The organism is Falsarthrobacter nasiphocae, assembly GCF_031456275.1.
Classification (GTDB): Bacteria; Actinomycetota; Actinomycetes; order Actinomycetales; family Micrococcaceae; genus Falsarthrobacter; species Falsarthrobacter nasiphocae.
This window is the reverse complement of the sequence record NZ_JAVDUI010000001.1, coordinates 1,769,601-1,793,180: the sequence shown is the minus strand read 5'-3', so window position 1 is coordinate 1,793,180 and position 23,580 is coordinate 1,769,601. Positions and strand designations below refer to the sequence as shown.

The window sequence follows — 23,580 nt, the reverse complement described above, 5'->3', positions numbered from 1 at the left end:
GCGCGTGGCGGGACCGGGCCTCCCCCGCGCCTCCGGCTAGGCCAGCGGGCGCGGACTGCTGAGAGCGCTAGTCGCGCGGCTTCTCACGCATCTCGAACGTCTCGATGACGTCGCCGTCCTTGATGTCGTTGAACGAGCCGAGGCCGATACCGCACTCGAAGCCCTCACGGACCTCGGTGGCGTCGTCCTTGAAGCGGCGCAGCGACTCGATGGCGAGGTTGTCGCCGACGACGTTGCCGTCGCGGACAAGACGAGCCTTCGAGTTGCGGCGGATGATGCCGTCGCGGACGATCGAGCCGGCGATGTTGCCGAACTTCGACGAGCGGAAGACCTCGCGCACCTCGGCGGAACCGAGCTGCACTTCCTCGTACTCCGGCTTGAGCATGCCCTTGAGGGCCGCCTCGATCTCGTCGAGTGCCGCGTAGATGACGGAGTAGAAGCGCATGTCGACGCCTTCCTTCTCCGCAAGCTCCGCAACGCGCTCGGCGGGCCGGACGTTGAAGCCGATGATGATCGCGTTGTCGACCGTCGCCAGGTTGACGTCGTTCTGCGTGATCGCGCCAACGCCGCGGTGGATGACGCGCAGCTGCACTGAGTCGTCCACCTCGATCTTGAGGAGCGAGTCCTCGAGGGCTTCCACGGCACCGGACACGTCACCCTTGAGGATGAGGTTGAGGGTGTCGATCTTGCCCTCGGCCACGGCCTGGTCAAGGTCCTCGAGGCTGACGCGCTTGCGGCGCTTGGCCAGGAGGGCCGCGCGGTCCGCAGCCTCTCGCTTCTCGGCGATCTGACGGGCGGTGCGCTCGTCGTCGGTCACGATGAACGTGTCACCAGCGCGCGGGACGGTGGACAGGCCGAGGACCTGGACCGGGCGGGACGGCCCGGCGGTCTTGAGCTTGTCGCCGTTCTCGTCGAACATGGCGCGCACGCGGCCGTGAGCCACGCCGGCGACGATCGCATCGCCGACCTCAAGCGTGCCGGACTGGACGAGAACCGTCGCGACGGCGCCGCGGCCCTTGTCGAGGTTGGCCTCGATCGCGATGCCGCGAGCGTCCTTGTCCGGGTTCGCCGTGAGCTCAAGCGCAGCGTCGGCCGTGAGGAGGACAGCCTCGAGGAGGTCGTCGATGCCCTCGCCGCGCAGAGCGGAGACGGGCACGAACATCGTGTCGCCACCGTACTCTTCCGGCACGAGGCCGTACTCCGTCAGCTGGCCCTTGATCTTGTCCGGGTTGGCCCCGTCCTTGTCGATCTTGTTGACAGCGACGACGATCGGCACGTTTGCGGCCTGGGCGTGGTTGAGCGCCTCGACCGTCTGCGGCATGACGCCGTCATCGGCGGCCACCACGAGCACGGCGATGTCCGTGACCTTGGCACCACGGGCACGCATGGCCGTGAAGGCCTCGTGACCCGGTGTATCGATGAACGTGATCTCGCGGTCTTCGCCCTCGTGCTCAGCGGACACCTGGTAGGCGCCGATGTGCTGGGTGATGCCGCCGTGCTCGCCCTCGATGACGTTGGACTTGCGGATCGCGTCGAGGAGGCGCGTCTTACCGTGGTCGACGTGGCCCATGACCGTGACCACGGGGGGACGCGGCACGCGGTCTTCGTCGCTCTCGCCCTCGAGCTCATCCTCGAGGTTGATGTCGAAGGCCTCGAAGAGCTCGCGCTCCTCGTCCTCCGGCGAGACGACCTCGATCTTGTAGCCGAGCTCGGCGCCGAGGACCTCGAACGTTGCCTCGTCCAGGGACTGCGTGGCCGTGGCCATCTCTCCCAGGTGGAAGAGGACCGTGATGAGGGCCGCGGGGTTGGCGCCGATCTTCTCGGCGAAGTCCGTGACCGACGAGCCGCGGCGGAGACGGACGACCGTCTCACCGTTGCCGCGGGGCACGCTCACGCCGCCCAGCGACGGGGCGCTCATCTGCTCGAGTTCCTGCCGCTTGGCCCGCTTCGACTTGCGCTGCTTGCCACGGTTGGCGCCGCCCTTGCCGAACGCGCCGGCTGTGCCGCCGCGGCCGCGACCGCCGCCACCGGGGCGGAAGCCGCCGCCCGGCGCGCCGCCGGGAGCACCACCCGGGCGACCGGGTGCGCCGCCGGGACGGCCGGGGCGGCCGCCGGTGGGCGCCGGGCGCTCCTGGCGCGCGGGCATCATGTTCGGGTTCGGACGCGGGGCTCCCGGGCGGGGACCGCCCTGACCGGCCTGGGCCGGACGCGGAGCACCCGGACGGGCGTCCCCGCGAGGCGGACGCGGGGCGCCGGGGCGGGGACCGCCCTGGCCTGCCTGGCCGTCACGCGGCGCGCCGGAGCGCGGCATGCCCTGGGACGCGGCGAACGGGTTGTTGCCCGGGCGGGGTGCGCCGGGACGAGGGCCACCGGGACGGGGACCGCCCTGGCCTGCCTGGCCCGGGCGCGGGGCCGCGCTGCGGGCACCCTGGCCGACGCCGAACGGGTTATTGCCGGGGCGCGGGGCTCCCGGGCGGGGACCGCCCTGACCGGCCGGAGCCGGGCTCGGCGCGGATGCGGCCTTGGGGGCGGCCGGCGCGGCGGGCTTGTCCGTCGGCTGAGCCGGAGCAGCCGGAGCGGCTGGCGCCTGGCCCTTGGGGGACGTCGGCTGAGCGGCAGGGGCCTGCGGCTCGGCAGGCGACTTGCTCGGGCGCGGACCCGGGGCCGGCGCAGTGGAGGCCTCGGCGGACTTGGGCGCAGCCGGGGCAGCGGGGGCCGACTTGGCAGCCGCGGGCTTCGGCGCGGAGGCCTTGGCCTCAGCCGGCTTGGCCTCAGCGGCCTGCTCGCTGCCGCCGGACTTGCCTGCGTAGGCGCCCCGGAGCTTCTTGACGACGGGGGGCTCGATGGTCGAGCTGGCAGAGCGAACGAACTCGCCCATGCCCTTCAGTGTTTCAAGCGCCTCTTTCGAGGTGATGTTGAGCTCTTTGGCGAGCTCGTGAACGCGGACCTTAGCCACTCTTCTCCTGTCTGGGCCCTGCCCGACAGGCGGGGCCGATTAGTCTTCGCTGTTCGCGGCCTGAATGGCAGGCGCGGGGCAGCAGTCTTGGACGCGCAGCATGGACTTCATCGTGAAGTGCTCATCGCTGGTTGCTCATCGGGTTTCCATTGGTGTCAGACCCGCTTTCATGCTGGATTCCTGGTCAGGTGTTCCGATGCGGCAAGCCACTCGGACAACGGGGCGTGATTGACGCCCTCGCGAAACGCACGGCTCGCGGCCTTCCGCTTCACCGCGAGAGCTGCACAGCGAGGATCCCGGTGGATCCAGGCGCCTCTCCCGGGGAGGGAGCGGCTCTCGTCGATGACGATCTCGGACGGGGCCCCCGCGCTTCGCGGAGCGAGGGCCAACCGCACAAGCTCCGAGACGTCAACGACGGCCCGGCAGCCTATGCATGTTCTCTGTGGGGCCGTCCTGGAGCGCGCGGGGCGCTCCGACGGCTTGTCCACAGATTGAGTCACCCTTCATTCTAACCCGAAACGCGCCTTGCCGCTTCCCGCGAGGGCCGACCCCCCGCGGATTTCAGCGCTCGCCGTCGCCCGAGCCCGCAGCAGCAGCCGAGGCCGACTCGGCGCGCGACTGGGGCTTGATGTCGATCCGCCACCCCGTGAGCTTCGCCGCGAGACGTGCGTTCTGGCCCTCCTTGCCGATGGCGAGGGACAGCTGGTCATCGGGCACGATGACCCGGGCCGCGCGCAGCGATTCGTCGAGGATTGTGACACTCGTGACCTTGGCCGGACTGAGCGCGTGGGCGATGAACGCGGCAGGGTCCTTGTCGAAGTCCACAATGTCGATCTTCTCGTCGTTGAGCTCCGCCGTCACTGCGCGCACACGCGTGCCCATTTCGCCGATGCACGCACCCTTGGCATTGATGCCCGCCACCCGCGCGGACACCGCGATCTTGGAGCGGTGGCCGGCCTCGCGGGCGAGCGCGACGATCTCGACCTGTCCCGACTGGATCTCCGGCACCTCAAGCTCGAAGAGCTTCTTCACGAGGCCCGGGTGCGTCCGGGAGAGCGTCACCTGCGGCCCCTTGAAGCCTCGCTCCACGCGGACGACGAAGGAGCGCAGGCGGCGCCCGTGGCGGTAGTCCTCGCCCGGGGCCTGCTCACTCGGGGGCAGCGACGCCTCGACAGAGCCGAGGTCCACCTTGATCACGCGCGGGTCGCGCCCCTGCTGGATGACACCGGAGAGGATTTCGCCGACCTTGTCCTTGAATTCGCCGAGGATTGTGTCATCCTCCGCCTCGCGCAGGCGCTGCTGGATGAGCTGACGAGCCGTCGAGGCCGCCACCCGCCCGAAGCCGTTCGGGGTGTCGTCGAACTCCCCGATGACGGTGCCGTCCTCCTCGACCTCTGGGGCCCAGATCGTCACCTTGCCTGTCGAGCGGTCCAGCTCGGCCCGTGCCCGAGAAATGCTTCCGGGGGACTTGTGGTAGGCCGTGAGAATGGCCTGCTCAATGGCGGGGATGATGCGTTCGAGCGGAATGTCGCGCTCCGTCTCCAGCATGCGCAGTGCGCTCATGTCGATATCCATGTCAGGCCTCCTCGACCTCGGTCTGCGCGTCGCGGGCAGACATGTCAACGTTGATCTTTGCGCGGCGGATCTCCGCGAAGGGAATGGTCTGGGGCTCTGCCGCCTTGGGCTTGACGCCCTTCTTCGCCGGCAGCTCGCCCTGGACTTCCAGCTGTGAGGGGCCGACGGCGTTGAGCCGCCCCTCCACGACACCGTCGGCGGTCTTGACGGTGAGCCAACGACCCACACTCCGCTCGAAGTGGTGCCGGTGCGTCAGCGGCCGGGAGAGCCCGGGCGTGGACACCTCGAGCTCGTACGCCTCGCCGCCGATGGGATCAGCTGCGTCCAGCGCGGCCGAGATCGACTCAGAAATGCGGGCCACGGCGTCCAGGTCAAGGGGAGCATCCTCGTTCTCGAGGGCGTCGACCGCAATCTGCAGCAGACGGTGCCCGCCCGACTCACGGAAGGAGACGTCCTCCAGGTAGGCCCCGTGGGCGTGTGCCGCGGAGGCGACGGCCGCAACGACGGCGGCCTCCGCCTGGCTCGGCTGTGGGGCGTCGTCCTCGACCCCGACGACTCTCTCGAAGTCCAAGTCCTCACCTGGGAAGGGCACTGAGCATCTCCATTCAGTTGTGGGCGGCCACGAAAAGCGGGCCTGCGCGTCCTTCAAGGGTACCCAGTTCGCGCCGCTCCGCCCAGCCCTCCGCCGCTCCACCCCTGCGCGCGCCCCGTGCCCCATGCCCCGTGCCCCGTGCCCCATGTCCCCCATTGCCCCGAGCTGGCCCCGTGCCCCGTCGAAGCCACACCAGCGCCCCGTGCTCCGTCGAAGCCACACCAGCGCCCCGTGCCCCACACGCCGGCCGGTGCGGCCATCGTGGAAGAATTGCGACATGACCCATCGCCCAGCCTCCGCCCGGCCCCGTGGGGGCTCCGTGCCGACGCAGGGCCCCGTCCGGGACCGCCCCGTCGGACGCCGGTCCGCACTCGTGGCGGCGGCCCTGATCCCGGCTGGCCTGGCCGGCGCCGGATCGTGGTGGGGTGTCGCGCAGTGGCGGCGCGGCATGGTCCAGGATGAGTCTCGCGACGCAGCTCAGAACGTCGCGGAGAGAATCGCGGCTGCTCGCGCGGACCTTCGCGCATCCGACCCGCGAGCCGAGGCCTCGACGGCTGCCCTGGCCTCCCGCCTCGGAATTGCGCTGCCCGCCCTCGCGCCGTCGGCGCCTCCGTCATCTGCAGCCCCCGCGGCCAGCCCGACGGCATCGAGTGCCCCGCGCTCCGCCGCCGCGCAGTCCAGCACCGCCGTGACTGGCGTACCCTCGCCGGGCCCGCTGGGCGCTGCCGTCAACATCGTCCGGCAGGGGACACAGCCCGGGGCGGCGGGCCCAGCCTGGCAGTGGCTCCTCTTGTGCGCGGCGTCGCTCGGGGCGAACGAGAGGCAACTCACAGACGCACTCGGCGACCTGGCCGAGGCGCGGTCAGCGAACGAGGCCCTGTCTGGCGGGGAGTCTCACCTCGTCGAGGCCATGGTCGAATCGTCGCGAGCCTCGTGGTGGCTCACGGCCCAGGCCGCCCGAGGCGGCCAAGCGGCCCGTTCGCGGGCGGCAGCCGCAGCGTCGTCGTACTCCCTCATCTCCGAAAGGCTCGCGGACGCGACAGGACGAGGCGCCGAGATCCCCCTGGGGTGGGGGCTCCCCGCCGGTGCCGCCCCGTCAGCGGAGGCGACGGACGCGCAGACTCGCTGTGCCCGCTCCCTCGCCGCTGCCCTGGGCCAGACGCCGGGCCAGGCGCCGCAGGACGTCGTGACATCCTCACTCTCGGCATTCAGGAACCTCCCTGACTGAATCCGGAGAACTCTCGGGTGCCGAACAGGCTCCTGCCTTGTGAACGCCGCCCCAAACGGGTAGACAAGTACATAAGCGCGCCTATCACCAAGGAAAGCATTCCGGGACGAGACCGCGCGAACGTCTCATTCCCACTGGTCCCGGACCTCAAGGAGAGTCTCTTATGTCCACGATCGACGCAGCATCCCTGTTCACGAAGACTGTTTTCGACCTCAACGGCGAGAAGGTGGACGACGTCCAGCAGGTCTTCGCCAACGACAAGACCGGCGAAGCAACCTGGGTCACGGTCAACACCACGGGCGCCACGGATCGCGAGGTCTTCATCCCCCTCGATCACGTGACCATTGACGGCGAGTCCATCCGCGCGCCGTACACCAAGGACTCGATTGTCCAGTCGCCCAAGATGACGAACGACAAGTCCCTCACCGCCGAAGAAGAAGAGACCCTCCGCGGGTACTACGCGGGCGTCCGCAACAAGGGCGGCCGCCAGGATGCCGAGGCCGCCGGCGCGGAGACGGCGAACGCAGCTGCTCCTGCAGCGTCCACGGATTCGGATCTCACCGCCGGCGCCGCCCCGAAGCAGGCCCGCGACCTCGACGTCACCCCCGCCACCAACCCGGCCCCCGCTCACGAGGAGACGCCTGAGCTCCGTGCTCGCCGTGCCGCTCGCCACGACGCCGCCACCGCGGCTGGCGCCGGTGCTGCCACGGGCGCGGCTGCCGGTGCCGCGGGCGATGCCTCGCCGGCACGTGCCAAGGACGCTGCGGCTCAGACCCCGAACCGCGCTGCGGGCCTCGGCGAGTCCTCGAAGACCGCTGAGGGCAACGGCCCGATCGTCTCGGACGCCAACGCGGAGCAGAAGAAGGACCAGGACCAGTCCCCCGCACCCGTCGTCCCGGAGGCGAACGCGGCTGAGAAGGCCTCTGCCGCGGCCAAGGACGCGGCCGAGACGGCCAAGTACAAGGCTGAGGGCGTCAAGGAGGACCTTGAGCCCAAGGTCGAGCACGCCAAGGCCGCCGCAGCCGAAAAGGCTGAGGACGTCAAGGCCAAGGCCGAGGAGACCAAGGCCGCGGCCGCCGACAAGGTCGAGGACGTCAAGGCCAAGGCCGAGGAGACCAAGGCCGCCGCCGCCGACAAGGTCGAGGACGTCAAGGCCGCCGCAGCCGAGAAGGCTGAGGACGTCAAGGCCAAGGCCGAGGAGACCAAGGCCGCTGCCGCTGCGAAGTCGGACGAGGTCAAGGCTGCCGCAGCCGACAAGGTCGAGGCCGCCCGGGCCAAGGTCGACGAAGTCCGCGCCAACGTGGCACCGAAGGCCGAGGAGTACAAGCAGTACGCCGTCGGTTTCTGGGGCCGCCTCAAGAAGTTCGCGGCCCAGGAGGTCCAGAACTTCAAGGAGAAGCGCTAACCCACACTGCCCTGCGGGGCGTGAGGCGTCCCGCCCGTAGAAGCGGGATGTGATGAGGGGCCCGGCTGATGCCGGGCCCCTTTCGCATGCCTGACGCATGCCTGCTGGGCTCGTGGCCCCCGGTGAGCTCTACGAGGAGAGGCTCCGGGCCCAGTCGGCACCCAGCTTGACCAGGAGAACCGAGACCACAACAATCATCGCCACGCGAACGAAGCCCGAGCCACGGTTCATGGCCGTGCCCGCACCAAGACGCGCCCCGATCATGTTGCCAGCGGCAAGGACCAGACCCACGCCCCAGTGGACCGCACCGCTAGGAATGAAGATCAGGAGCGCGCCGACGTTCGTGCACCAGTTCAGGATCTTGGCGCGCGCGCTCGAGTTGAGGAACGAGTAGCCGAGCCACCCGACGAGGGCCATGACGAAGAAGGACCCCGTCCCCGGCCCCAGGACCCCGTCGTAGAAGCCGATGCCCGTCGCGAGGACGACACCGCGCCCTGTGCGCCCCCGGTCCGTGTGGCGCAGGGCCTCGACCTGCCCCAGGGACGGGCGGAGGATCGTGATGACGAGGATGCAGAACAGGGCCGCCAGGATGATCGGGGTGAACAGCTCAGACGGCAGCTGCTTGGCCACCTGGGCGCCCGCAAGAGAGCCCGCAAGGGCGCCGGCGCCCATGAGCACGAGCGGCTTGGGCTCCGGGCGGATCCGCCGGGCGTACGTCACCGCGCTGACGCTTGTGCCGAACACGCTCCCGACCTTGTTCGTCGCCACCGCCTGGATCGGCGAGAACCCCGGTATGAGCAGGAGCGCAGGAAGCTGGATGAGGCCTCCCCCGCCGACCACCGCGTCGACCCACCCGGCCGCGAGTCCCGCGGCAAAGACGAGCAGGAGGAGCCACGGGCTGATGTCGCCGAGGAAGGCCTCCATCAGCGTCAGCCGACCAGCAGCTGACGCACGGCCTGCTCCACGTTGGCGAGCTCGACCTCGGTCCGCTCACCCGAGCGGCGATCCTTGACCTCGACACGGCCGTCCTTGAACGCGCGCCCGACCACGACGATGACCGGCATGCCGAGGAGCTCGGTGTCCCCGAACTTCACACCCGGGGAGACCTTGGGACGATCATCGAGGAGCACCTCGAGCCCGGCCTGCTCCAGGGACTCCGCGAGCTCGGCGGCCCCGTCGAGGATCTCGGCCTGCTTGCCGGCTGCCACAACGTGGACCTGGGCCGGCGCGAGCGACGCGGGCCAGATGAGGCCGTGCTCGTCGTGCCCCTGCTCGGCGATGGCCGCGAGCGCGCGGGACACACCGATGCCGTACGAGCCCATCGTCACCGTGACGAGCTTCCCGTTCTCGTCCAGCACCTTGAGCCCGAGGGCCTCCGCGTACTTGCGGCCCAGCTGGAAGATGTGGCCCATCTCCATGCCGCGCGCAATCTCGAGCGGGCCAGAGCCGTCCGGCGCGGGGTCCCCCGCGAGGACCGTGGCGCATTCGAGGTACCCGTCCGCGGCGAAGTCCCGTCCAGCCACGAGGCCGATGACGTGCTTCCTGGCCTCGTTGGCGCCCGTGATCCACGTGGTTCCGTCGACGACACGGGGGTCGAGGAAGTACGGCAGCGCCGTCGTGCTCTTCTCACCGAGGACGGGGCTGTCGAGGGAGGTGCCGGGGCCGATGTACCCGCGCACGAGGCCCGGGTGCTTGGCGAAGTCGGCGTCCGTGGCGGCCTCGACGTCGGGCTCGCCAGCGAACCCAAGGAGGGCGCCGATGTTCGCCTCAATGCGCTTGAGGTCGGCCTCGCGGTTGCCCGGCATGCCGACGACGACGATCTGCCGCTCCCCTTCGGCGCTCGTCACGGCCAGGACGACGTTCTTCAGCGTGTCGGCCGCGGTCCAGTCGCGCGAGGCCTGCGGGAACTCGGCGTTGGCGAACTCGACGAGGGAGGAGATGGTCGGGGTGTCTGGGGTGTCGACGACACGGCACGGCGGGGCGTCGGTGAAGTCGATCGGCTCCGGCACCGTTGTGGCCACGGCCTCGACGTTTGCGGCGTACCCGCCCGCGGAGCGCACGAACGTGTCCTCGCCGGCCTCGGACGGGTGGAGGAACTCCTCGGACTTCGATCCGCCCATGGCGCCGGCGGTCGCGAAGACCGGCACGACCTCGAGCCCCAGTCGCTCGAAGATCCGCAGGTAGGCCTGACGGTGCGCCTCGTAGGACGCGTCCAGGCCCTCGTCGCTCACGTCGAACGAGTAGGAGTCCTTCATGATGAACTCGCGCCCGCGCAGGAGGCCCGCGCGCGGACGTGCCTCGTCACGGTACTTCGTCTGGATCTGGTACAGCGAGACGGGGAGGTCCTTGTAGGAGGAGTACAGGTCCTTGACGAGGAGGGTGAACATCTCCTCGTGGGTGGGCGCCAGGAGGTAGTCGGCGTCCTTGCGATCCTTGAGTCGGAAGAGGTTCTCGCCGTATTCGGTCCAGCGGCCCGAGGCCTCGTAGGGCTCTCGCGGCAGGAGGGCCGGGAAGTGGACCTCCTGGGCACCGATCGCGTTCATCTCTTCGCGGACAATGCGCTCAATCTTGGTCAGCACCGCGAGGCCGAGCGGCAGCCAGCTGTAGACGCCCGGTGCGGCGCGGCGGATGTACCCGGCGCGGACGAGGAGCTTGTGGCTCATCACCTCCGCGTCAACCGGGTCCTCTCGCAGAGTGCGGAGAAACAAATGCGACATCCTCAAGACCACGATGGGAACCCTTTGCTAGAACGTGTACGGCGCGGCGGACGGGGCGCGGGGCGCGCCCGTGTGCTCCACTCAACATAGCAAGCCGTGCGGCTCCCTGTGCGCCGTGGCCCCCACGGTGCGCCGTGGCCCCCACGGTGCGCCGTGGCCCCCACGGGGCGGCGGACGACGACGGCGGCTGGCGCCAACGGGGCGCCGCGGGGCGACCAGCGATGCAACGCTGTGGCTCGCGCGGCCCTAGAGCATGATCGTCGAAAAGGTCCCGACCTGACGGAAGCCTGCCCGCGCATAGGAGGCGAGCGCGGCGTAGTTGTAGCCGTTGGCGTACAGGCAGACGCGGCGGCTCGAGGCCAGCCCGTGGACGGCGAGGGCCCGCATGTACCCCGAGGAGAGTCCCCGCCCACGCAGCCGGGGGGCCAGCCACACGCCCTGCACGAATGCCGCCTCCGGCGTCACGGCCGCGAACTCGGCCTTGAAGAGGACCTCCCCGTTCTCTACGTGGGAGAAGGAGCGGCCCTGGGTGATGAGCTGGCGGACCCGCTGAACGTATGAGGCGGCGTCCGGACGAATGACGCGCCCCGCCCACACGGAGGGCTCCACTGGAGAGTAGCCGACCTCCTCGGTGAACATCGCGACACTCGCTCGCAGGAGGGCGGCCTCGTCCTCCAGTCGAGACGGCGCCACCTTGCGCGCCGGTCCCGTCTGGTAGGGCTCGGCAAGCTCAAGGTCGTCGCCGTCCATGGCGAGCAAGGGCTGGTGGCGGCGTTCCTCGGCAGCGCGCAAACCGCCCCGTTCCAGCTCGTCCCAGAGCGGCAGGACCGCCGAGGAAGGACCGTAGATCGAGGCGGGACGGCGCTCGTGCGGGGCGAAGAGCCTCTCCGCCAGGGGCCCCAAGGCGCGGCTCCAGTCCCCGTGAGGGAAGACGTTGACGCCCGCGAACGCGACCGCGCTGAGCCGGGGCTCAGGGCCGCCCGCGGGGCCGTCGACGAGGGCGTAGAAGCGGGCGTCGGCCGAGGTCCGCCCCGAGTGCCCCGCAGCCGCAAGGCGGTCGAGGAGGAGCGCGGTCCCCACCGGGTCCCCTGCGCAATACGCGCGAAGGGCCGGTGCGTCAGCGGCGGTGAGCTCGCGAACTCGGGGCGCGCTCCCCCGGCGGAACGGCCGCATGCACCCTAGCTGACCGAGACGGAGGGGGCGCCCTCGGGGGCGTCCTCGCCCATCTCTTCGGCGATGCGCATGGCCTCTTCGATGAGCGTCTCGACGATCTGGTCCTCGGGGACGGTCTTGATGACCTCGCCCTTGACGAAGATCTGGCCCTTGCCGTTGCCGGAGGCCACGCCGAGGTCGGCCTCGCGGGCCTCGCCCGGGCCGTTGACGACACAGCCCATGACAGCGACGCGCAGGGGCACTTCCATGCCCTCCAGGCCCGCAGTGACCTGATCGGCGAGCGTGTACACGTCCACCTGGGCGCGGCCGCAGGACGGGCAGGAGACGATCTCGAGCTTGCGCTCGCGCAGGTTGAGCGACTGGAGGATCTGCAGGCCGACCTTGACCTCCTCCGCCGGCGGAGCGGAGAGGGAGACGCGGATCGTGTCGCCGATGCCCTGCGAGAGGAGCGCGCCGAAGGCGGTCGCGGACTTGATGGTGCCCTGGAATGCGGGGCCGGCCTCGGTCACGCCGAGGTGGAGGGGCCAGTCGCCCCGCTCCGCGAGGAGCTCGTAGGCGCGGACCATGATGACAGGGTCGTTGTGCTTGACCGAGATCTTGAAGTCATGGAAGTCGTGCTCCTCGAAGAGGGACGCCTCCCAGACAGCCGACTCAACAAGGGCCTCCGGGGTGGCCTTGCCGTACTTCTCCATGATGCGCTTGTCGAGAGAACCGGCGTTCACGCCGATGCGGATCGAGACGCCGGCGTCCTTGGCCTCCTTGGCGATCTCCTTGACCTGGTCATCGAACTTCCGGATGTTGCCGGGGTTGACGCGGACGGCGGCGCAGCCGGCGTCGATCGCAGCGAACACGTACTTCGGCTGGAAATGGATGTCGGCGATGACCGGGATCTGCGACTTCTTGGCGATGATCGGGAGGGCCTCGGCGTCATCCTGGGAGGGGCAGGCCACGCGGACGATGTCGCAGCCCGAGGCCGTGAGCTCGGCGATCTGCTGGAGGGTCGCGTTGATGTCGGTGGTGGGGGTCGTCGTCATGGACTGGACGCTCACGGGCGATTCACTGCCCACGCCGACGCTGCCCACCTTGATCTGACGCGTCTTGCGGCGCGGGGCCAGAACGGGCGGCGGGGCGGCGGGCATGCCGAGGTTGACCGAGGTCATCAGGGGAGCTCCTCTTCGTGAAGGCGGGTTGATTCAAGCGTAGTCCGGGCTCCCGCCCGGCGGTGGCGATTTCGCTATCGGAGCGAGACGGGATGGACCAGGTCCACGAAGATGAGCAGGACGCTCATGAGCGCGAACACGCCGAAGACGGCGGCGGAGAGCGGCGCGAGCTTGGCCGTGTCGAACGGCGGGGGCGCGTGGCGGCCCCGGATCTTGGCCCACAGCCGCCGCAGTCCGTCCCACAGGGCGGCGGCGATGTTGCCGCCGTCGAGCGGCGTGAGCGGGATGAGGTTGAAGACGAACAGCGCAATGTTGAGGCTGCCCACAATCATGATCACCGAGGCGATCTTCGACTTCCACGGGATCTCGTGGTCGGCCGTGATCTCGCCGCCGATCCTGCCGACCCCGACCACGCTCATGGGCCCATTGGGGTCCCGCTCCTCGAGCCCCAGTGCCACGCGCCCCACTTGGTAGAGCCGCTGCGGCAGGTGCAGGACCACGTTGGCGACGGCCTTGATGTTCTCTCCGGTCATGTCGAGGCCCTGCCCCAGCGTGGCCGGCTGGATCGTCTGTACCGGCGCCACGCCAATGAAGCCCACGTCCGTGTAGACGGGCTTGCCGGCCGCGTCCGTCACGGGCTTGCCGAGGGCGTCGACGGCCGGGCGCGCGGAGCGGATCGGCGTCACCTCGAGCGTGACCTCCTTCCCGTCGCGTTCGACGACGACGGGCGAGCGCGTCCCGGCGGCAGCGCGAATCGCCTGCTGGGCCTCGTTCCACCCGGACACTCGCGCGCCGGCGAAGGCCACGATGCGGTCCCCCGGCTTGATCCCTGCCGCGAGGGCGGGCGTCTTCGGGTCGCCCGGCGCACACGAGCCGGCCCCGTCGTTCTGGGCTGCTGGCCCCGTCTTGACGCATTCGGACACGGCGGCCACCGTCGTCGTCGGCGTAGCGATCCCGAAGCCCATGACGGCCGTGAGGATCAGCGCCGTCCCGACCACCAGGTTGACGAGGGGCCCGCCGAGCATGATGACCACGCGCTTCCAGACGGGCATCCGGTAGAACAGGCGGTCTTCATCGCCGGGCTTGACCTGCTCCAGGTCCACCTGCCGGGTGTCCTCGACGAAGCGGCCGAGAAGGGAGGTCGTGGCGGCGGGGACGGTGCCCGCCGGGTCGGTGGGCCGGGGCGGGATCATTCCCACGATCTGCACGTAGCCCATGAGCGGGATGGCCTTGATGCCGAACTCGGTCTCGCCCCGTCGGAAGGACCACAGTGTGCGCCCCGCGCCGAAGAAGAACTGCGGGATCCGTGCGCCGAAGAGCTTCGCGGGGATGAAGTGGCCGAACTCGTGGAGAACCACCGAGACGAAGACGCCCAGGGCGATGAGCAGGACGCCGACGAGGAAGAGGAGGACACTCACGCCGCGTCCCCCTGACGGGTGATGAGCTCCTGGGCGAGGCGCCGGGCGTCCCGCTCCGCCGCGAGGACGTCCTCAAGGCTGGGCTCTGGAACCCCCGAGTGCGCGTCGAGGGCGGCGCGGACGACCTCGAGAATGCCGGGGAAGGAGATCCGGCCCTCATGGAAGGCGTCCACGGCCTCCTCGTTCGCCGCGTTGAACACGGCCAGGTGGGTCCCCGACGCGCGGCAGGCGTCCTTGGCGATCTGCACGGCGGGGAAGACGGACTCGTCGAGCGGCTCGAACGTCCAGCTCGACGGCTCCGCGAACGTGGCCGGCGGCACCGCCCCGCGGACACGGTGCGGCCAGGCGAGGCCGAGGGCAATGGGCAGACGCATGTCCGGGGGGCTCACTTGCGCCATCGTGGAGCCGTCCACGAACTCGACCATCGAGTGGACCATGGACTGCGGGTGCACCGCGACGTCGATCCGCTCGAGCGGGATGCCGAAGAGATAGTGGGCCTCGATGACCTCGAGGGCCTTGTTGACCATCGACGCGGAGTTCGTCGTCACGACGCGCCCCATGTCCCACGTCGGGTGCGCGAGGGCCTGGGCGGGCGTGACGGAGCGCAGCTGCTCCGCCGTGTATCCGCGGAACGGCCCGCCTGAGGCAGTCACCACGAGGCGCTCCACCTCGTCCGGCGCCCCGGACCGCAGGGCCTGCGCCAGCGCCGAGTGCTCCGAGTCCACGGGGACAATCTGCCCCTCCGCTGCGGAGTCGACGACGAGGCGACCGCCCACAATGAGCGACTCCTTGTTGGCCAAGGCGAGCATGGACCCCGCCCGGAGGGCAGCGAGCGTGGGGCGCAGGCCGATGGACCCGGTCATGCCGTTGAGCACGACGTCCGCGCCGCAGCCGGCCAGCTCCACAACGGCCTCTTCCCCGACGCCGAGGTCCATCGGCATGCTAGCGCCGGCGGCCTCCAGCACGGCCCGGACCTCGGGAACGGAGCCGCGGGCCACGGCCACCTGCCTCGGGCCGAACTCCGCGACCTGCTCACCGAGCAGGCCCAGCGACGAGCCCCCGGCGGCGAGCGCCACGACCTCGAAGGCGTCCGGGTTCCGACGGATGACGTCGAGCGCCTGGGTGCCGATCGAGCCCGTCGACCCGAGAATCGCAACGGTGCGCCGTGCCCCGCGTGGGAGAGGACCAGGGAAGGGAAGAGAAGTCACCCGCCCAGTATCTCAGGCCCCGTCTGGACGCCGCCCGAACGCCGGAGCCGACGCGTCCAGCCTGCAGGCAGGCCGGTCCACTAATGTGGTGAACATGACTTTCTCGCTGCACCTGCGCCCCGTCGAAGCCCCCGACCTCGACGCGTTCTTCGAGCACCAGAAGGACCAAGACGCAAACCACATGGCCGCCTTCGGCGCCAAGAACCCCCACGACCGCGGCGTCTTCGATCTGCACTGGCAGGGAATCCTCGACGACGAGTCGATTTCTGCCCGCACGATCGACGTCGACGGCACCGTCGCCGGACACGTCCTGCGCTACACCGAGAACGACGGCCTCGAGCTCAGCTACTGGCTCGGACGCGAGTTCTGGGGCCGCGGCATCACCACCGAGGCCGTGGGCCAGTTCCTCAAGGAGTTCCCCGAGCGACCCCTGCGCGCCCGCGCCGTCGCTGACAACGAGGCATCCATCCGCATCCTCACGGGCCACGGCTTCGTCGAGACCGACGAGACCCGGTCCTTCTCCACGAGCCGCGGCGAAGTGGTGCGCGAGGTCATCCTCGAGCTGAACTAGTCGGACTCCCCGCCGGGCTCGGCCGCGCGACGGGGCCGATCCGATGCCCCCTGGCGGCTGGGCCGCCGAATGTCCGCGCGGACGTCCGGTGAGATGACCGGCACGCGCGTGGTCGCGGGCTCAGCCACGGTCGGTTCTGGCGCGGAAGGCGCCTCCCGCGCTGCATCCTGTGGACTGGCCGGCGCCGCCGCATGCGGCCCCGCCGCGAGCGACTCAATCCCTCGCCGGGCCTCGACGACCCCCGGGCTGGCGGCAACGGGGGCATCCGGAGCATCGGCCGCCACTGGCGCGTCCGGCGTCGCGCCGCCCAGCTGCCGCCGCACCGCGTCCGCGTCAATGGCCACGCGCGGGTCCAGCCGCAGCCCCTCGAACACCGCCAGGAGGCGCGCGGCGTCCTCCAGGAAGGCATCGACCTGGGCCTCCTCATACCCCCGGATGGCCCCGTTGGAGCTCGGCGCCGCCTCAAAGACGCTCGTGCGCACCCCGGTGGACGTCAACACGGCGTGAGGCTCGGGCCAGCCCCGCGGGGCCCTATGATCGGAGGCGAACGGGCCGCCGCCAGGCGCACCGTCGTCGGGCAATGACCCGCCCGGCCAGCCAAGCGCCTCAACGAGACGCTCGCACAGCTCATCCACTCCCCTCGGGGCATACGCGGCGCCACGCGCGCGGGACGGGGCCCTGAAGCGCCGCCCCGCCGGCCGAAGGGCCCGCGCAAGCACCTCGACAGCCAGGCGCCCCGTCTCCCCCGTCAGGCGACCCTCGCGCTCGTCCCCGCGGGCAGCCGCAACGGCGCGACGGTCCTCGCGGAGGTCGACGAACTCGTCCACCTCCACGGGGTTGAACCCGCCCTTCACGGAGCGGAACGTCGGCCCCGCATGCCCGGCCACATACCGCTTGACGTCCTGGGGCTCATAGCCCGTCCGCTGGGACGAAACACGGGAGAAAGTCATCCGGTCAGGATCCACGAGCACCTCAGACGGCCGAGAGATAGAAAAGGGACACGGCATAGACCACCACGACGCCGAACACCATGGAGTCCAAGCGGTCCATGACCCCGCCGTGCCCAGGAAGAATGTTGGACATGTCCTTCATGCCGAGCTCGCGCTTGACCATGGACTCCGCGAGATCCCCCGACGTCGCGGCAATGACGACCGCGACGCCCAGGACCACGCCGAACCACCACGGGGCGTTCAGCAGGACCAGGCCGGAGACCACGCCCACCGCGCACGCGCCCACAACGGAGCCCGCGAAGCCCTCCCAGGACTTCTTGGGACTCACGGTGGGGGCCATCGGGTGACGCCCGAACCTCACGCCCGCGATGTAGCCGAAGGTGTCGTTGGCCACGACGAGCAACAGAAGCACCAGAAGGCGCTCCTTGCCGTCCGGCAAATGCATGAGCAGAAGCGCGAACGAGATGAAGAACGGCACCCACAAGAGCACGAAGAACGCAGCCAAGACGGCGCGGAAGCTTCCCGGCTCCGGGTCCATCGCCCTCACAAGCACGACTGCGACAGCCGTGGCCACGAGGACAAACGTCAGGACCTGCTCCCCACCGGCATACGCCGCGGGCGGCATGAGGACCGCCGCGGCGAAGAGCGGCGCCTGAGGAACCCGGATGCGCGCCAGGCGGAGCGCCCGACACACCTCCCACACGCCCAGCCCCGCGAAGAGGCAGCATGTGACCACGAAGAGCGGCGGAAACCACATGACGCCCACAAGCACGAGCGCCCCCAGGCCGACGCCGACGCCAATGGCAGCCGGAAGGTCCCGGCCGGCTTTGGAGTTCTTCGGCGCAGGCGCATGGGCATGGGTCTGTGTCATGGGTGTACGGCGTTCCTCAGGTCCGGGATGCTCAGACTTCGAGCAGCTCGGCTTCCTTGCGCTTGAGCATGTGGTCGATGATCTCGATGTGCTTCTTGGTCAGGGCGTCAAGGTCCTTCTCGGCGCGAGCGCCGTCATCCTCGGAGACCTCGGAGTCCTTGTCCTTGACGAGCTTGTCGACGGCCTCCTTGGCCTTCCGGCGAGCGTTGCGGACAGAGACGCGGGCGTCCTCGGCCTTGCCACGCACAATCTTCACGTACTCCTTGCGGCGCTCCTCCGTCAGCTCCGGCATGACGACGCGAATGACCTTGCCGTCGTTGGACGGGTTCGCTCCGATTTCGGAGTCCGAGAGGGCCTTCTCGATGTCGCGGAGCGCCGAGGAGTCAAACGGCGTGATGAGGATCGTGCGCGCATCAGGGGTCGCGAACTGCGCCAGCTGCTGCAGCGGGGTCGGCGAGCCGTAGTACATGACCATGACCTTGCTGTAGAGGCCAGGGTTGGCGCGGCCGGTGCGGACTGTCGCGAAGTCCTCGCGTGCCGCCTCCACGGACCGGTCCATCATGTCGCCGGCATTGTTCAGAGTCTCGTCAATCATTGGGTGCTCCTCGCTCGAAGGTGGGCGGGGCCAGCCGGCCCCGAGAAAGTGTGTGTGGAAGACGGTCAGACAGTCACGGAGGTTCCGATGTTCTCACCGAGGATGGCCTTCGTGACGTTGCCCTCCCCCTCCATGCCGAAGACGCGCATCGCGAGGCGGTTGTCCTTGCACAAGGCGAAAGCCGTCTGATCCATGACGCGGATGTCACGCTGGAGCGCCTCGTCATACGTCAGGGCGTCAAGCTTCACCGCTGTCGGGTCCTTATGGGGGTCTGCGGTGTACACGCCGTCCACACCGCTCTTGGCCATGAGGACCTCATCAGCGTGCACCTCGAGCGCGCGCTGGGCGGCCACCGTGTCCGTGGAGAAGTACGGCAGACCCGCTCCCGCTCCGAAGATGACGACGCGGCCCTTCTCCATGTGCCGGATGGCACGGCGGGGAATGTACGCTTCGGCGACCTGGCCCATCGTGATGGCAGACTGAACGCGCGTGTCCACCCCGGCCTGCTCAAGGAAGTCCTGGAGGGCAAGGCAGTTCATGACCGTCCCCAGCATGCCCATGTAGTCAGCGCGGGAGCGGTCCATGCCTGACTGGCTGAGCTCGGCCCCTCGGAAGAAGTTGCCTCCACCGACGACGACTGCGACTTCGACCTCGCCGACCGTGTCTGCAATCTGGCGAGCAATCCCCTTGATCGTCGCGGTGTCCACGCCGAGCTTGCCGGCGCCGAACACCTCGCCCGACAGCTTCAACAGGACTCGGCGACGATGCTGTGTCGTCTGGGGGTTCGCCACGGACGCTCTCCTCATGATGTGGGGACGGCGCTCAGACGCTCATGGCCGGCGCGGTCCTGGAACTCGGTACCGTGAATCCACTCTAGCGGACGACGAAGGCCGGTCACCCTCGCGGGTGACCGGCCTTGCGACCGTGCGCTGCGCCTGCGTCGACGGCAGGCTCACGCCACAGAGAGTTAGGCTCCGACGCGGAAGCGAGCGAAGGCGACAGGCTTGACGCCAGCGGCCTCGAAGACCTTGCCCACCGTCTGCTTGGCGTCCTTGGCGAACGCCTGGTCGACGAGGACGATCTCCTTGAAGAAGCCCGTGAGGCGGCCTTCAACGATCTTCGTCAGCGCGGCCTCGGGCTTGCCCTCGGCGCGAGCCGTCTCGTCAGCGATGCGGCGCTCGTTCTCGACCGTCTCGGCCGGAACTTCGTCACGGGAGAGGTAGGTCGGGGCCAGAGCGGCGGTGTGGACAGCGACGTCGTGGGCAACGGCCTGAGCCTGCTCGCCCGTGCCGTCGACGGCCATGAGGACGCCAACCTGAGCGGGGAGGTCCTTGGACGTCTTGTGGAGGTAGGCGTCAACCGTGGCGCCCTGAACGCGGGCGATGCGGCGGACGACAACCTTCTCGCCGAGGACGGCGCCCTCTTCGACGACGACGTCGGAGAGCTTCTTGCCCTCGACCTCGACGGCGAGGAGCGACTCGAGATCAGCAACGTCGTTGGCGACGGCGGCCGAGAGAACCTTGTCGGCAAGCTCAACGAACTTGGCGGACTTCGCAACGAAGTCGGTCTCGCAGTTGACCTCGATCATGTAACCGGCGCCGTTCTCGACGCGAGCGGCCACGAGGCCCTCGGCGGTCGAGCGGCCCTCGCGCTTCGTGGCGCCCTTGAGGCCCTTGACGCGAATGATCTCAACGGCCTTGTCGGCGTCGCCGTTGGCCTCGTCGAGAGCCTTCTTGACGTCCATCATTCCCGCACCAGTGCGCTCGCGGAGCGCCTTGATGTCAGCAGCAGTGTAGTTCGGCATGTGAATCCCTTCTTGTCCTGTCGTGAATCGGGAGGACCGGTGCTACTTGGCCTCGGCAGCGGGCGCCTCAGCGGCGGCCGACGCCTCTGCTGCGGGGGCCTCTGCGGCAGCGGACTCGGTGGAGGCGGACTCGCCCTGAGCGAGAAGCTCGCGCTCCCACTCGGCCATGGGCTCCGCGGGGGCATCCTTGGAGCCGCCGTTGCGGATCATGAGGCCCTCGGCGACGGCGTCAGCGATGACGCGCGTCAGGAGGTTGACGGAGCGGATCGCGTCGTCGTTGCCCGGGATCGGGTAGGTGACCTCGTCCGGGTCGCAGTTCGTGTCGAGGATGGCGACAACGGGGATGCCGAGCTTCTGCGCCTCGTCGATGGCGAGGTGCTCCTTCTTGGTGTCGACAACCCAGATCGCGGACGGCGACTTCGTGAGGTTGCGGATGCCACCGAGGTTCGACTGGAGCTTCGTGAGCTCGCGCTTCAGAAGGAGGAGCTCCTTCTTCGTGTGGCCGGAGCCCGCGACGTCGTCGAAGTCGATCTCCTCGAGCTCCTTCATGCGCTGGACGCGCTTGGAGACCGTCTGGAAGTTCGTGAGCATGCCGCCGAGCCAGCGGTGGTTCACGTAGGGCTGGCCGACGCGGTTGGCCTGCTCGGCGATGGCCTCCTGGGCCTGCTTCTTGGTGCCGACGAAGAGGACCGTGCCGCCGTGGGCAACGGTCTGCTTGACGAAGTCATAGGCGCGGTCCACATAGGAGAGGGACTGCTGCAGGTCGATGATGTAGATGCCGTTGCGCTCGGTGAAGATGAAGCGCTTCATCTTCGGGTTCCAGCGGCGGGTCTGGTGTCCGAAGTGGACGCCGGAGTCGAGCATCTGACGCATGGTAACGACGGGCATGTCGTCACTCCTTCCAGACAAGGGTAGGACCCCGGGTGCAAAGAAGTGGCGCCGGGCCCTTGTCCATTGATGTTCACGGTTCACGCCGGCCCCGGGTGGGTCCGGCCCTGGTGGTCTTCCGCCTTCAGGCGCCTCGCGGCAGCCGGGCGAGCCCGGACCGTTGCCGACGAGGAATCTCAAAAGATAGAAGAGGCCACGCGAAGTCAGCGCGTTGAACGCGCTGCTCCATCAATGATACATGGCGCGGACGCAGCGGGAGTTATCCACGTAGTGAGGCTGCCGGGCACGCGCCGTTCCCTGTTCGGATCACCATGTCCTCATGAATGCTCGACGCCGCACCTGGCTCCACCGACTCACCGCCGGCCTGGTGGCGGCCGGTCTGGCCGTCTTCACCCCGCCGGGGTCGGCCGCGCGCCCGCCTGAGAGCACGCGCCGCCAGGAGGGCTCTGCGACCAGCGCGCAAGCCCGGTCGGCTCGTCCCCCCGCATGGGTGCGGCCTGTTCCCCGCCACGGGGCGGGCGGGGCCGGGCGGCTGCGCGCATTCCGCCCGCCGAAGGAGCGCTGGCTCGCAGGCCATCGCGGGGTCGATCTGCCCGCAAGGCCCCACGTAGCGGTGCGCTCCCCCGCAGCTGGCACGGTGACGTTTCGCGGGATGGTGGCCGGGCGGCCCGTCGTCGTCGTCGATCACGGCCAGGGGCTCGTCTCGGCGTTCGAGCCCGTGGCGAGCGAGACCCGCCGGGGACAGCGCGTCAGGCAGGGAGAGGTGATCGGACGCGTGGACGGGCTCGCCCACGGGCGGGAAGTCGGCATCCACTGGGGCGTGCGCCGCAATGGCGACTACACGGACCCACTGGCGCTCATCGGCGAGGACTCCCGCCCCTCAGTGCTCCGGCCCCGGCAGGGCAACACGGCTCTCTCTCCGAGATCCGATGCTCCGGGAACCGCCCGGGGCCGGCACGCGGGGCTGGGCCTCAGAGAGCCCGAGCCGCTAGACGATCGCCGAGACGCCGGTGATCGCGCGCCCCGTCACAAGAGTGTTGACCTCGTGCGTGCCCTCGAACGTGTAGATCGCCTCCGCATCCGCGAACACCTTGGCGATCTCGTAGTCGGCGACAATCCCGTTTCCACCGAAGATCGAGCGGCCCATCGCCACGGTCTCCCGCATGCGCGCCGTCGTGAACGCCTTCGCCAGCGCCGACTGCTCGTCCTTGGCGACACCCTCGTCCTCGATCTGGGAGAGGCGCATCATCATCGCCGTCGAGGCCGTCAGATTGCCGAGCATCTGCACCAGCTGCTCCTGGATCATCTGGAACGACGCAAGCGGCCGACCGAACTGGGTGCGCTCCACGGCATACGACCGGGCGAGGTCGAACGCGGCACGCTGGAGCCCCACGGCCTGCCACGCCACCGCGAGACGCGTGACGCGAAGGACCTTGTTGACGTCCTTGAAGGTCGAGCAGTTCGCCAGGCGGCGGGATTCGGGGACCACGACATCCTTGAGCTGGATGTCGGCGTTCTGAACCGTCCTAAGAGAGATCTTGTTCTCAATCTTCTGCGCCGAATACCCCTCCGAGGACGTGTCGACCAAGAATGCCTTGACACCGCCCTCGTCGGCGTCCTTCGCGAAGATGACCACCCAGTCGCTCCATGTCGCGTTGCCGATCCACCTCTTGGCGCCATTGAGCACCCACGAGTCGCCCTCGCGGCGCGCCGTCGTCTGCAGGCCGCCCGCCACGTCCGAGCCCGCGAGCGGCTCTGTGAGGCCGAACGCGCCAATCTCCCGGAACGCGTAGATCGCAGGCAGCCACTCTGCCTTCTGCTCCTCAGAGGCCAAGGCCTCGATGGTGCCCGTGAACAGGCCGTCATGGACGCCGAGGAACGTGGCGAATGACGCATCCACGCGGTTCAACTCAGCGTGGACCAGGCCCGCGAAGACATTGGACCAGCCCTTGCGGCGGACGGGCGAAATGATGTCCAGCTCGGCGAACTCCTCAATGAGCTCCGACGGGAAGGTCGCATCCACCCAGTTCTGCACGGCCACAGGACGAAGGCGCGTCTCCAGCCACTCGCGCACCGCGAGGAATGCCTCCTTCTCCTCGCCGGTCAGGAGGGACTCGAATCCGTAGAAGTCTCCGTGCTCGCTGGCAAGCGAGGAAAAGTCTTCGGGCTGCATGTCAGGTCCTTTCGTGGATGGTCACGGCGGCAGGGTCAACCCTCAGGTGCACTGGCGGGCGCGACGTGGAGGCTCGCGCAGCCTCTCCACGCGCATGTGACCCACCGCACGTTCTTTTCCGATCCTACCCCTCGACCCGGGATAAGATGAGCACGTGCGCGTCAGCCCCGCCCGGCCCGAGCAAGACAGCCGAGACCGAGGCAGCGGAACGCGCAGGGGGCGGTAGCTCAGTCGGTCAGAGCAGAGGACTCATAATCCTTTGGTCGTGGGTTCAAGCCCCACCCGCCCTACAGAAC

The 23,580-nt window shown here is 69.4% G+C and carries 20 protein-coding genes, 1 tRNA gene and 1 pseudogene; 5 read left to right on the top strand and 17 right to left on the bottom strand.

The genetic code is table 11. From position 1 onward, the window contains the following. Positions 1-67: 67 nt before the first annotated feature. The 4 genes from infB to J2S35_RS08065 all read right to left on the bottom strand — a co-directional run bounded on the left by infB (position 68) and on the right by J2S35_RS08065 (position 5,102). Positions 68-2,956 (bottom strand): translation initiation factor IF-2, encoded by a 2,889-nt coding sequence (gene infB / locus J2S35_RS08075; RefSeq protein ID WP_309851998.1) that lies wholly within the window; start codon positions 2,954-2,956, stop codon positions 68-70. Between the two features lie 167 nt (positions 2,957-3,123). Further along, positions 3,124-3,444 (bottom strand): YlxR family protein, encoded by a 321-nt coding sequence (locus tag J2S35_RS09940; RefSeq protein WP_407649787.1) that lies wholly within the window; start codon positions 3,442-3,444, stop codon positions 3,124-3,126. Between the two features lie 73 nt (positions 3,445-3,517). Beyond that, complete coding sequence (gene nusA, locus J2S35_RS08070; RefSeq protein ID WP_309851996.1) at positions 3,518-4,531, bottom strand: transcription termination factor NusA; 1,014 nt, start codon at positions 4,529-4,531, stop codon at positions 3,518-3,520. A 1-nt stretch (position 4,532) separates the two neighbouring features. Continuing rightward, a complete protein-coding gene (locus J2S35_RS08065) occupies positions 4,533-5,102 on the bottom strand; it encodes a ribosome maturation factor RimP (RefSeq protein ID WP_309851993.1) in 570 nt (189 codons plus the stop codon). Positions 5,103-5,400: 298 nt separating this feature from the next. Here J2S35_RS08065 and J2S35_RS08060 point away from each other — a divergent pair, with 298 nt between their 5' ends. Together J2S35_RS08060 and J2S35_RS08055 are read left to right on the top strand one after the other, a co-directional pair. Next, complete coding sequence (locus J2S35_RS08060; protein WP_309851992.1) at positions 5,401-6,351, top strand: hypothetical protein; 951 nt, start codon at positions 5,401-5,403, stop codon at positions 6,349-6,351. 163 nt (positions 6,352-6,514) lie between these two features. After that, on the top strand, positions 6,515-7,756 hold the full coding sequence (locus tag J2S35_RS08055; RefSeq protein ID WP_309851988.1) for a PRC-barrel domain-containing protein: 1,242 nt from the start codon (positions 6,515-6,517) through the stop codon (positions 7,754-7,756). Between the two features lie 129 nt (positions 7,757-7,885). On the opposite strand, the gene J2S35_RS08050 is transcribed toward J2S35_RS08055, so the two are convergent. From J2S35_RS08050 to dxr, 6 genes are all read right to left on the bottom strand, one after another. Continuing rightward, positions 7,886-8,680 carry a TSUP family transporter gene (locus J2S35_RS08050; RefSeq protein WP_309851983.1) on the bottom strand — a complete coding sequence of 265 codons (795 nt, stop codon included), beginning with the start codon at positions 8,678-8,680 and terminating at the stop codon, positions 7,886-7,888. A 5-nt stretch (positions 8,681-8,685) separates the two neighbouring features. Further along, positions 8,686-10,485: a proline--tRNA ligase gene (locus tag J2S35_RS08045; RefSeq protein WP_309851980.1), complete on the bottom strand. Its 1,800-nt coding sequence runs from the start codon at positions 10,483-10,485 to the stop codon at positions 8,686-8,688. A 234-nt stretch (positions 10,486-10,719) separates the two neighbouring features. After that, positions 10,720-11,646, bottom strand: a complete 927-nt coding sequence (locus J2S35_RS08040) for a GNAT family N-acetyltransferase (protein ID WP_309851977.1) — start codon at positions 11,644-11,646, stop codon at positions 10,720-10,722. Between the two features lie 5 nt (positions 11,647-11,651). Continuing rightward, positions 11,652-12,806, bottom strand: coding sequence for a flavodoxin-dependent (E)-4-hydroxy-3-methylbut-2-enyl-diphosphate synthase (gene ispG / locus J2S35_RS08035; RefSeq protein WP_309851974.1), 1,155 nt, complete (start codon positions 12,804-12,806; stop codon positions 11,652-11,654). Positions 12,807-12,880: 74 nt separating this feature from the next. After that, a complete protein-coding gene (locus J2S35_RS08030) occupies positions 12,881-14,224 on the bottom strand; it encodes a M50 family metallopeptidase (RefSeq protein ID WP_309851970.1) in 1,344 nt (447 codons plus the stop codon). Continuing rightward, on the bottom strand, positions 14,221-15,432 hold the full coding sequence (dxr, locus tag J2S35_RS08025) for a 1-deoxy-D-xylulose-5-phosphate reductoisomerase (protein ID WP_309851968.1): 1,212 nt from the start codon (positions 15,430-15,432) through the stop codon (positions 14,221-14,223). Before dxr ends, J2S35_RS08030 begins: the two co-directional genes overlap by 4 nt. 94 nt (positions 15,433-15,526) lie before the next feature. Between dxr and J2S35_RS08020 the strand changes: the two genes are divergently transcribed. Further along, on the top strand, positions 15,527-16,003 hold the full coding sequence (locus J2S35_RS08020; protein WP_309851965.1) for a GNAT family N-acetyltransferase: 477 nt from the start codon (positions 15,527-15,529) through the stop codon (positions 16,001-16,003). Here J2S35_RS08020 and J2S35_RS08015 read toward each other — a convergent pair. The 6 genes from J2S35_RS08015 to rpsB all read right to left on the bottom strand — a co-directional run bounded on the left by J2S35_RS08015 (position 16,000) and on the right by rpsB (position 21,111). Then, positions 16,000-16,953, bottom strand: coding sequence for a hypothetical protein (locus J2S35_RS08015; protein ID WP_309851963.1), 954 nt, complete (start codon positions 16,951-16,953; stop codon positions 16,000-16,002). The two genes, J2S35_RS08020 and J2S35_RS08015, sit on opposite strands and share 4 nt — an antisense overlap. A 22-nt stretch (positions 16,954-16,975) precedes the next feature. Next, positions 16,976-17,824: a phosphatidate cytidylyltransferase gene (locus tag J2S35_RS08010; RefSeq protein WP_309851960.1), complete on the bottom strand. Its 849-nt coding sequence runs from the start codon at positions 17,822-17,824 to the stop codon at positions 16,976-16,978. A 31-nt stretch (positions 17,825-17,855) separates the two neighbouring features. Continuing rightward, positions 17,856-18,419 (bottom strand): ribosome recycling factor, encoded by a 564-nt coding sequence (gene frr, locus J2S35_RS08005; protein WP_309851957.1) that lies wholly within the window; start codon positions 18,417-18,419, stop codon positions 17,856-17,858. Between the two features lie 65 nt (positions 18,420-18,484). Further along, positions 18,485-19,210, bottom strand: coding sequence for a UMP kinase (gene pyrH, locus J2S35_RS08000; RefSeq protein ID WP_380083971.1), 726 nt, complete (start codon positions 19,208-19,210; stop codon positions 18,485-18,487). Positions 19,211-19,386: 176 nt separating this feature from the next. Then, positions 19,387-20,223: a translation elongation factor Ts gene (gene tsf, locus J2S35_RS07995; RefSeq protein ID WP_309851950.1), complete on the bottom strand. Its 837-nt coding sequence runs from the start codon at positions 20,221-20,223 to the stop codon at positions 19,387-19,389. Between the two features lie 42 nt (positions 20,224-20,265). Next, positions 20,266-21,111, bottom strand: a complete 846-nt coding sequence (rpsB, locus tag J2S35_RS07990; RefSeq protein ID WP_309851947.1) for a 30S ribosomal protein S2 — start codon at positions 21,109-21,111, stop codon at positions 20,266-20,268. A gap of 319 nt (positions 21,112-21,430) precedes the next feature. Between rpsB and J2S35_RS09935 the strand changes: the two are divergent. Beyond that, positions 21,431-21,949, top strand: a pseudogene (locus J2S35_RS09935) (M23 family metallopeptidase); the annotation flags it as partial. A 150-nt stretch (positions 21,950-22,099) separates the two neighbouring features. On the opposite strand, the gene J2S35_RS07985 reads toward J2S35_RS09935, so the two are convergent. Next, the gene (locus tag J2S35_RS07985; RefSeq protein WP_309851944.1) at positions 22,100-23,284 is read right to left on the bottom strand and encodes an acyl-CoA dehydrogenase family protein; all 1,185 of its coding nucleotides are present in this window, start codon (positions 23,282-23,284) and stop codon (positions 22,100-22,102) included. A gap of 216 nt (positions 23,285-23,500) precedes the next feature. On the opposite strand from J2S35_RS07985, the gene J2S35_RS07980 reads away from it, so the two are divergent. Then, positions 23,501-23,574: transfer RNA gene (locus J2S35_RS07980), tRNA-Ile, on the top strand. The last annotated feature ends 6 nt before the right edge of the window (positions 23,575-23,580 follow it).

What these genes read in the sequence shown, in the direction of transcription:
- ispG (WP_309851974.1), bottom strand. Translation starts at nt 12,806, where the DNA reads ATGACCTCGGTCAACCTCGGCATGCCCGCCGCCCCGCCGCCCGTTCTG.
- J2S35_RS08010 (WP_309851960.1), bottom strand. Translation starts at nt 17,824, where the DNA reads ATGACACAGACCCATGCCCATGCGCCTGCGCCGAAGAACTCCAAAGCC.
- J2S35_RS08060 (WP_309851992.1), top strand. Translation starts at nt 5,401, where the DNA reads ATGACCCATCGCCCAGCCTCCGCCCGGCCCCGTGGGGGCTCCGTGCCG.
- J2S35_RS08040 (WP_309851977.1), bottom strand. Translation starts at nt 11,646, where the DNA reads ATGCGGCCGTTCCGCCGGGGGAGCGCGCCCCGAGTTCGCGAGCTCACC.
- rpsB (WP_309851947.1), bottom strand. Translation starts at nt 21,111, where the DNA reads ATGCCCGTCGTTACCATGCGTCAGATGCTCGACTCCGGCGTCCACTTC.
- J2S35_RS08015 (WP_309851963.1), bottom strand. Translation starts at nt 16,953, where the DNA reads ATGACTTTCTCCCGTGTTTCGTCCCAGCGGACGGGCTATGAGCCCCAG.
- tsf (WP_309851950.1), bottom strand. Translation starts at nt 20,223, where the DNA reads ATGCCGAACTACACTGCTGCTGACATCAAGGCGCTCCGCGAGCGCACT.
- J2S35_RS08020 (WP_309851965.1), top strand. Translation starts at nt 15,527, where the DNA reads ATGACTTTCTCGCTGCACCTGCGCCCCGTCGAAGCCCCCGACCTCGAC.
- J2S35_RS08050 (WP_309851983.1), bottom strand. Translation starts at nt 8,680, where the DNA reads ATGGAGGCCTTCCTCGGCGACATCAGCCCGTGGCTCCTCCTGCTCGTC.
- J2S35_RS07985 (WP_309851944.1), bottom strand. Translation starts at nt 23,284, where the DNA reads ATGCAGCCCGAAGACTTTTCCTCGCTTGCCAGCGAGCACGGAGACTTC.
- J2S35_RS08055 (WP_309851988.1), top strand. Translation starts at nt 6,515, where the DNA reads ATGTCCACGATCGACGCAGCATCCCTGTTCACGAAGACTGTTTTCGAC.
- nusA (WP_309851996.1), bottom strand. Translation starts at nt 4,531, where the DNA reads ATGGATATCGACATGAGCGCACTGCGCATGCTGGAGACGGAGCGCGAC.
- frr (WP_309851957.1), bottom strand. Translation starts at nt 18,419, where the DNA reads ATGATTGACGAGACTCTGAACAATGCCGGCGACATGATGGACCGGTCC.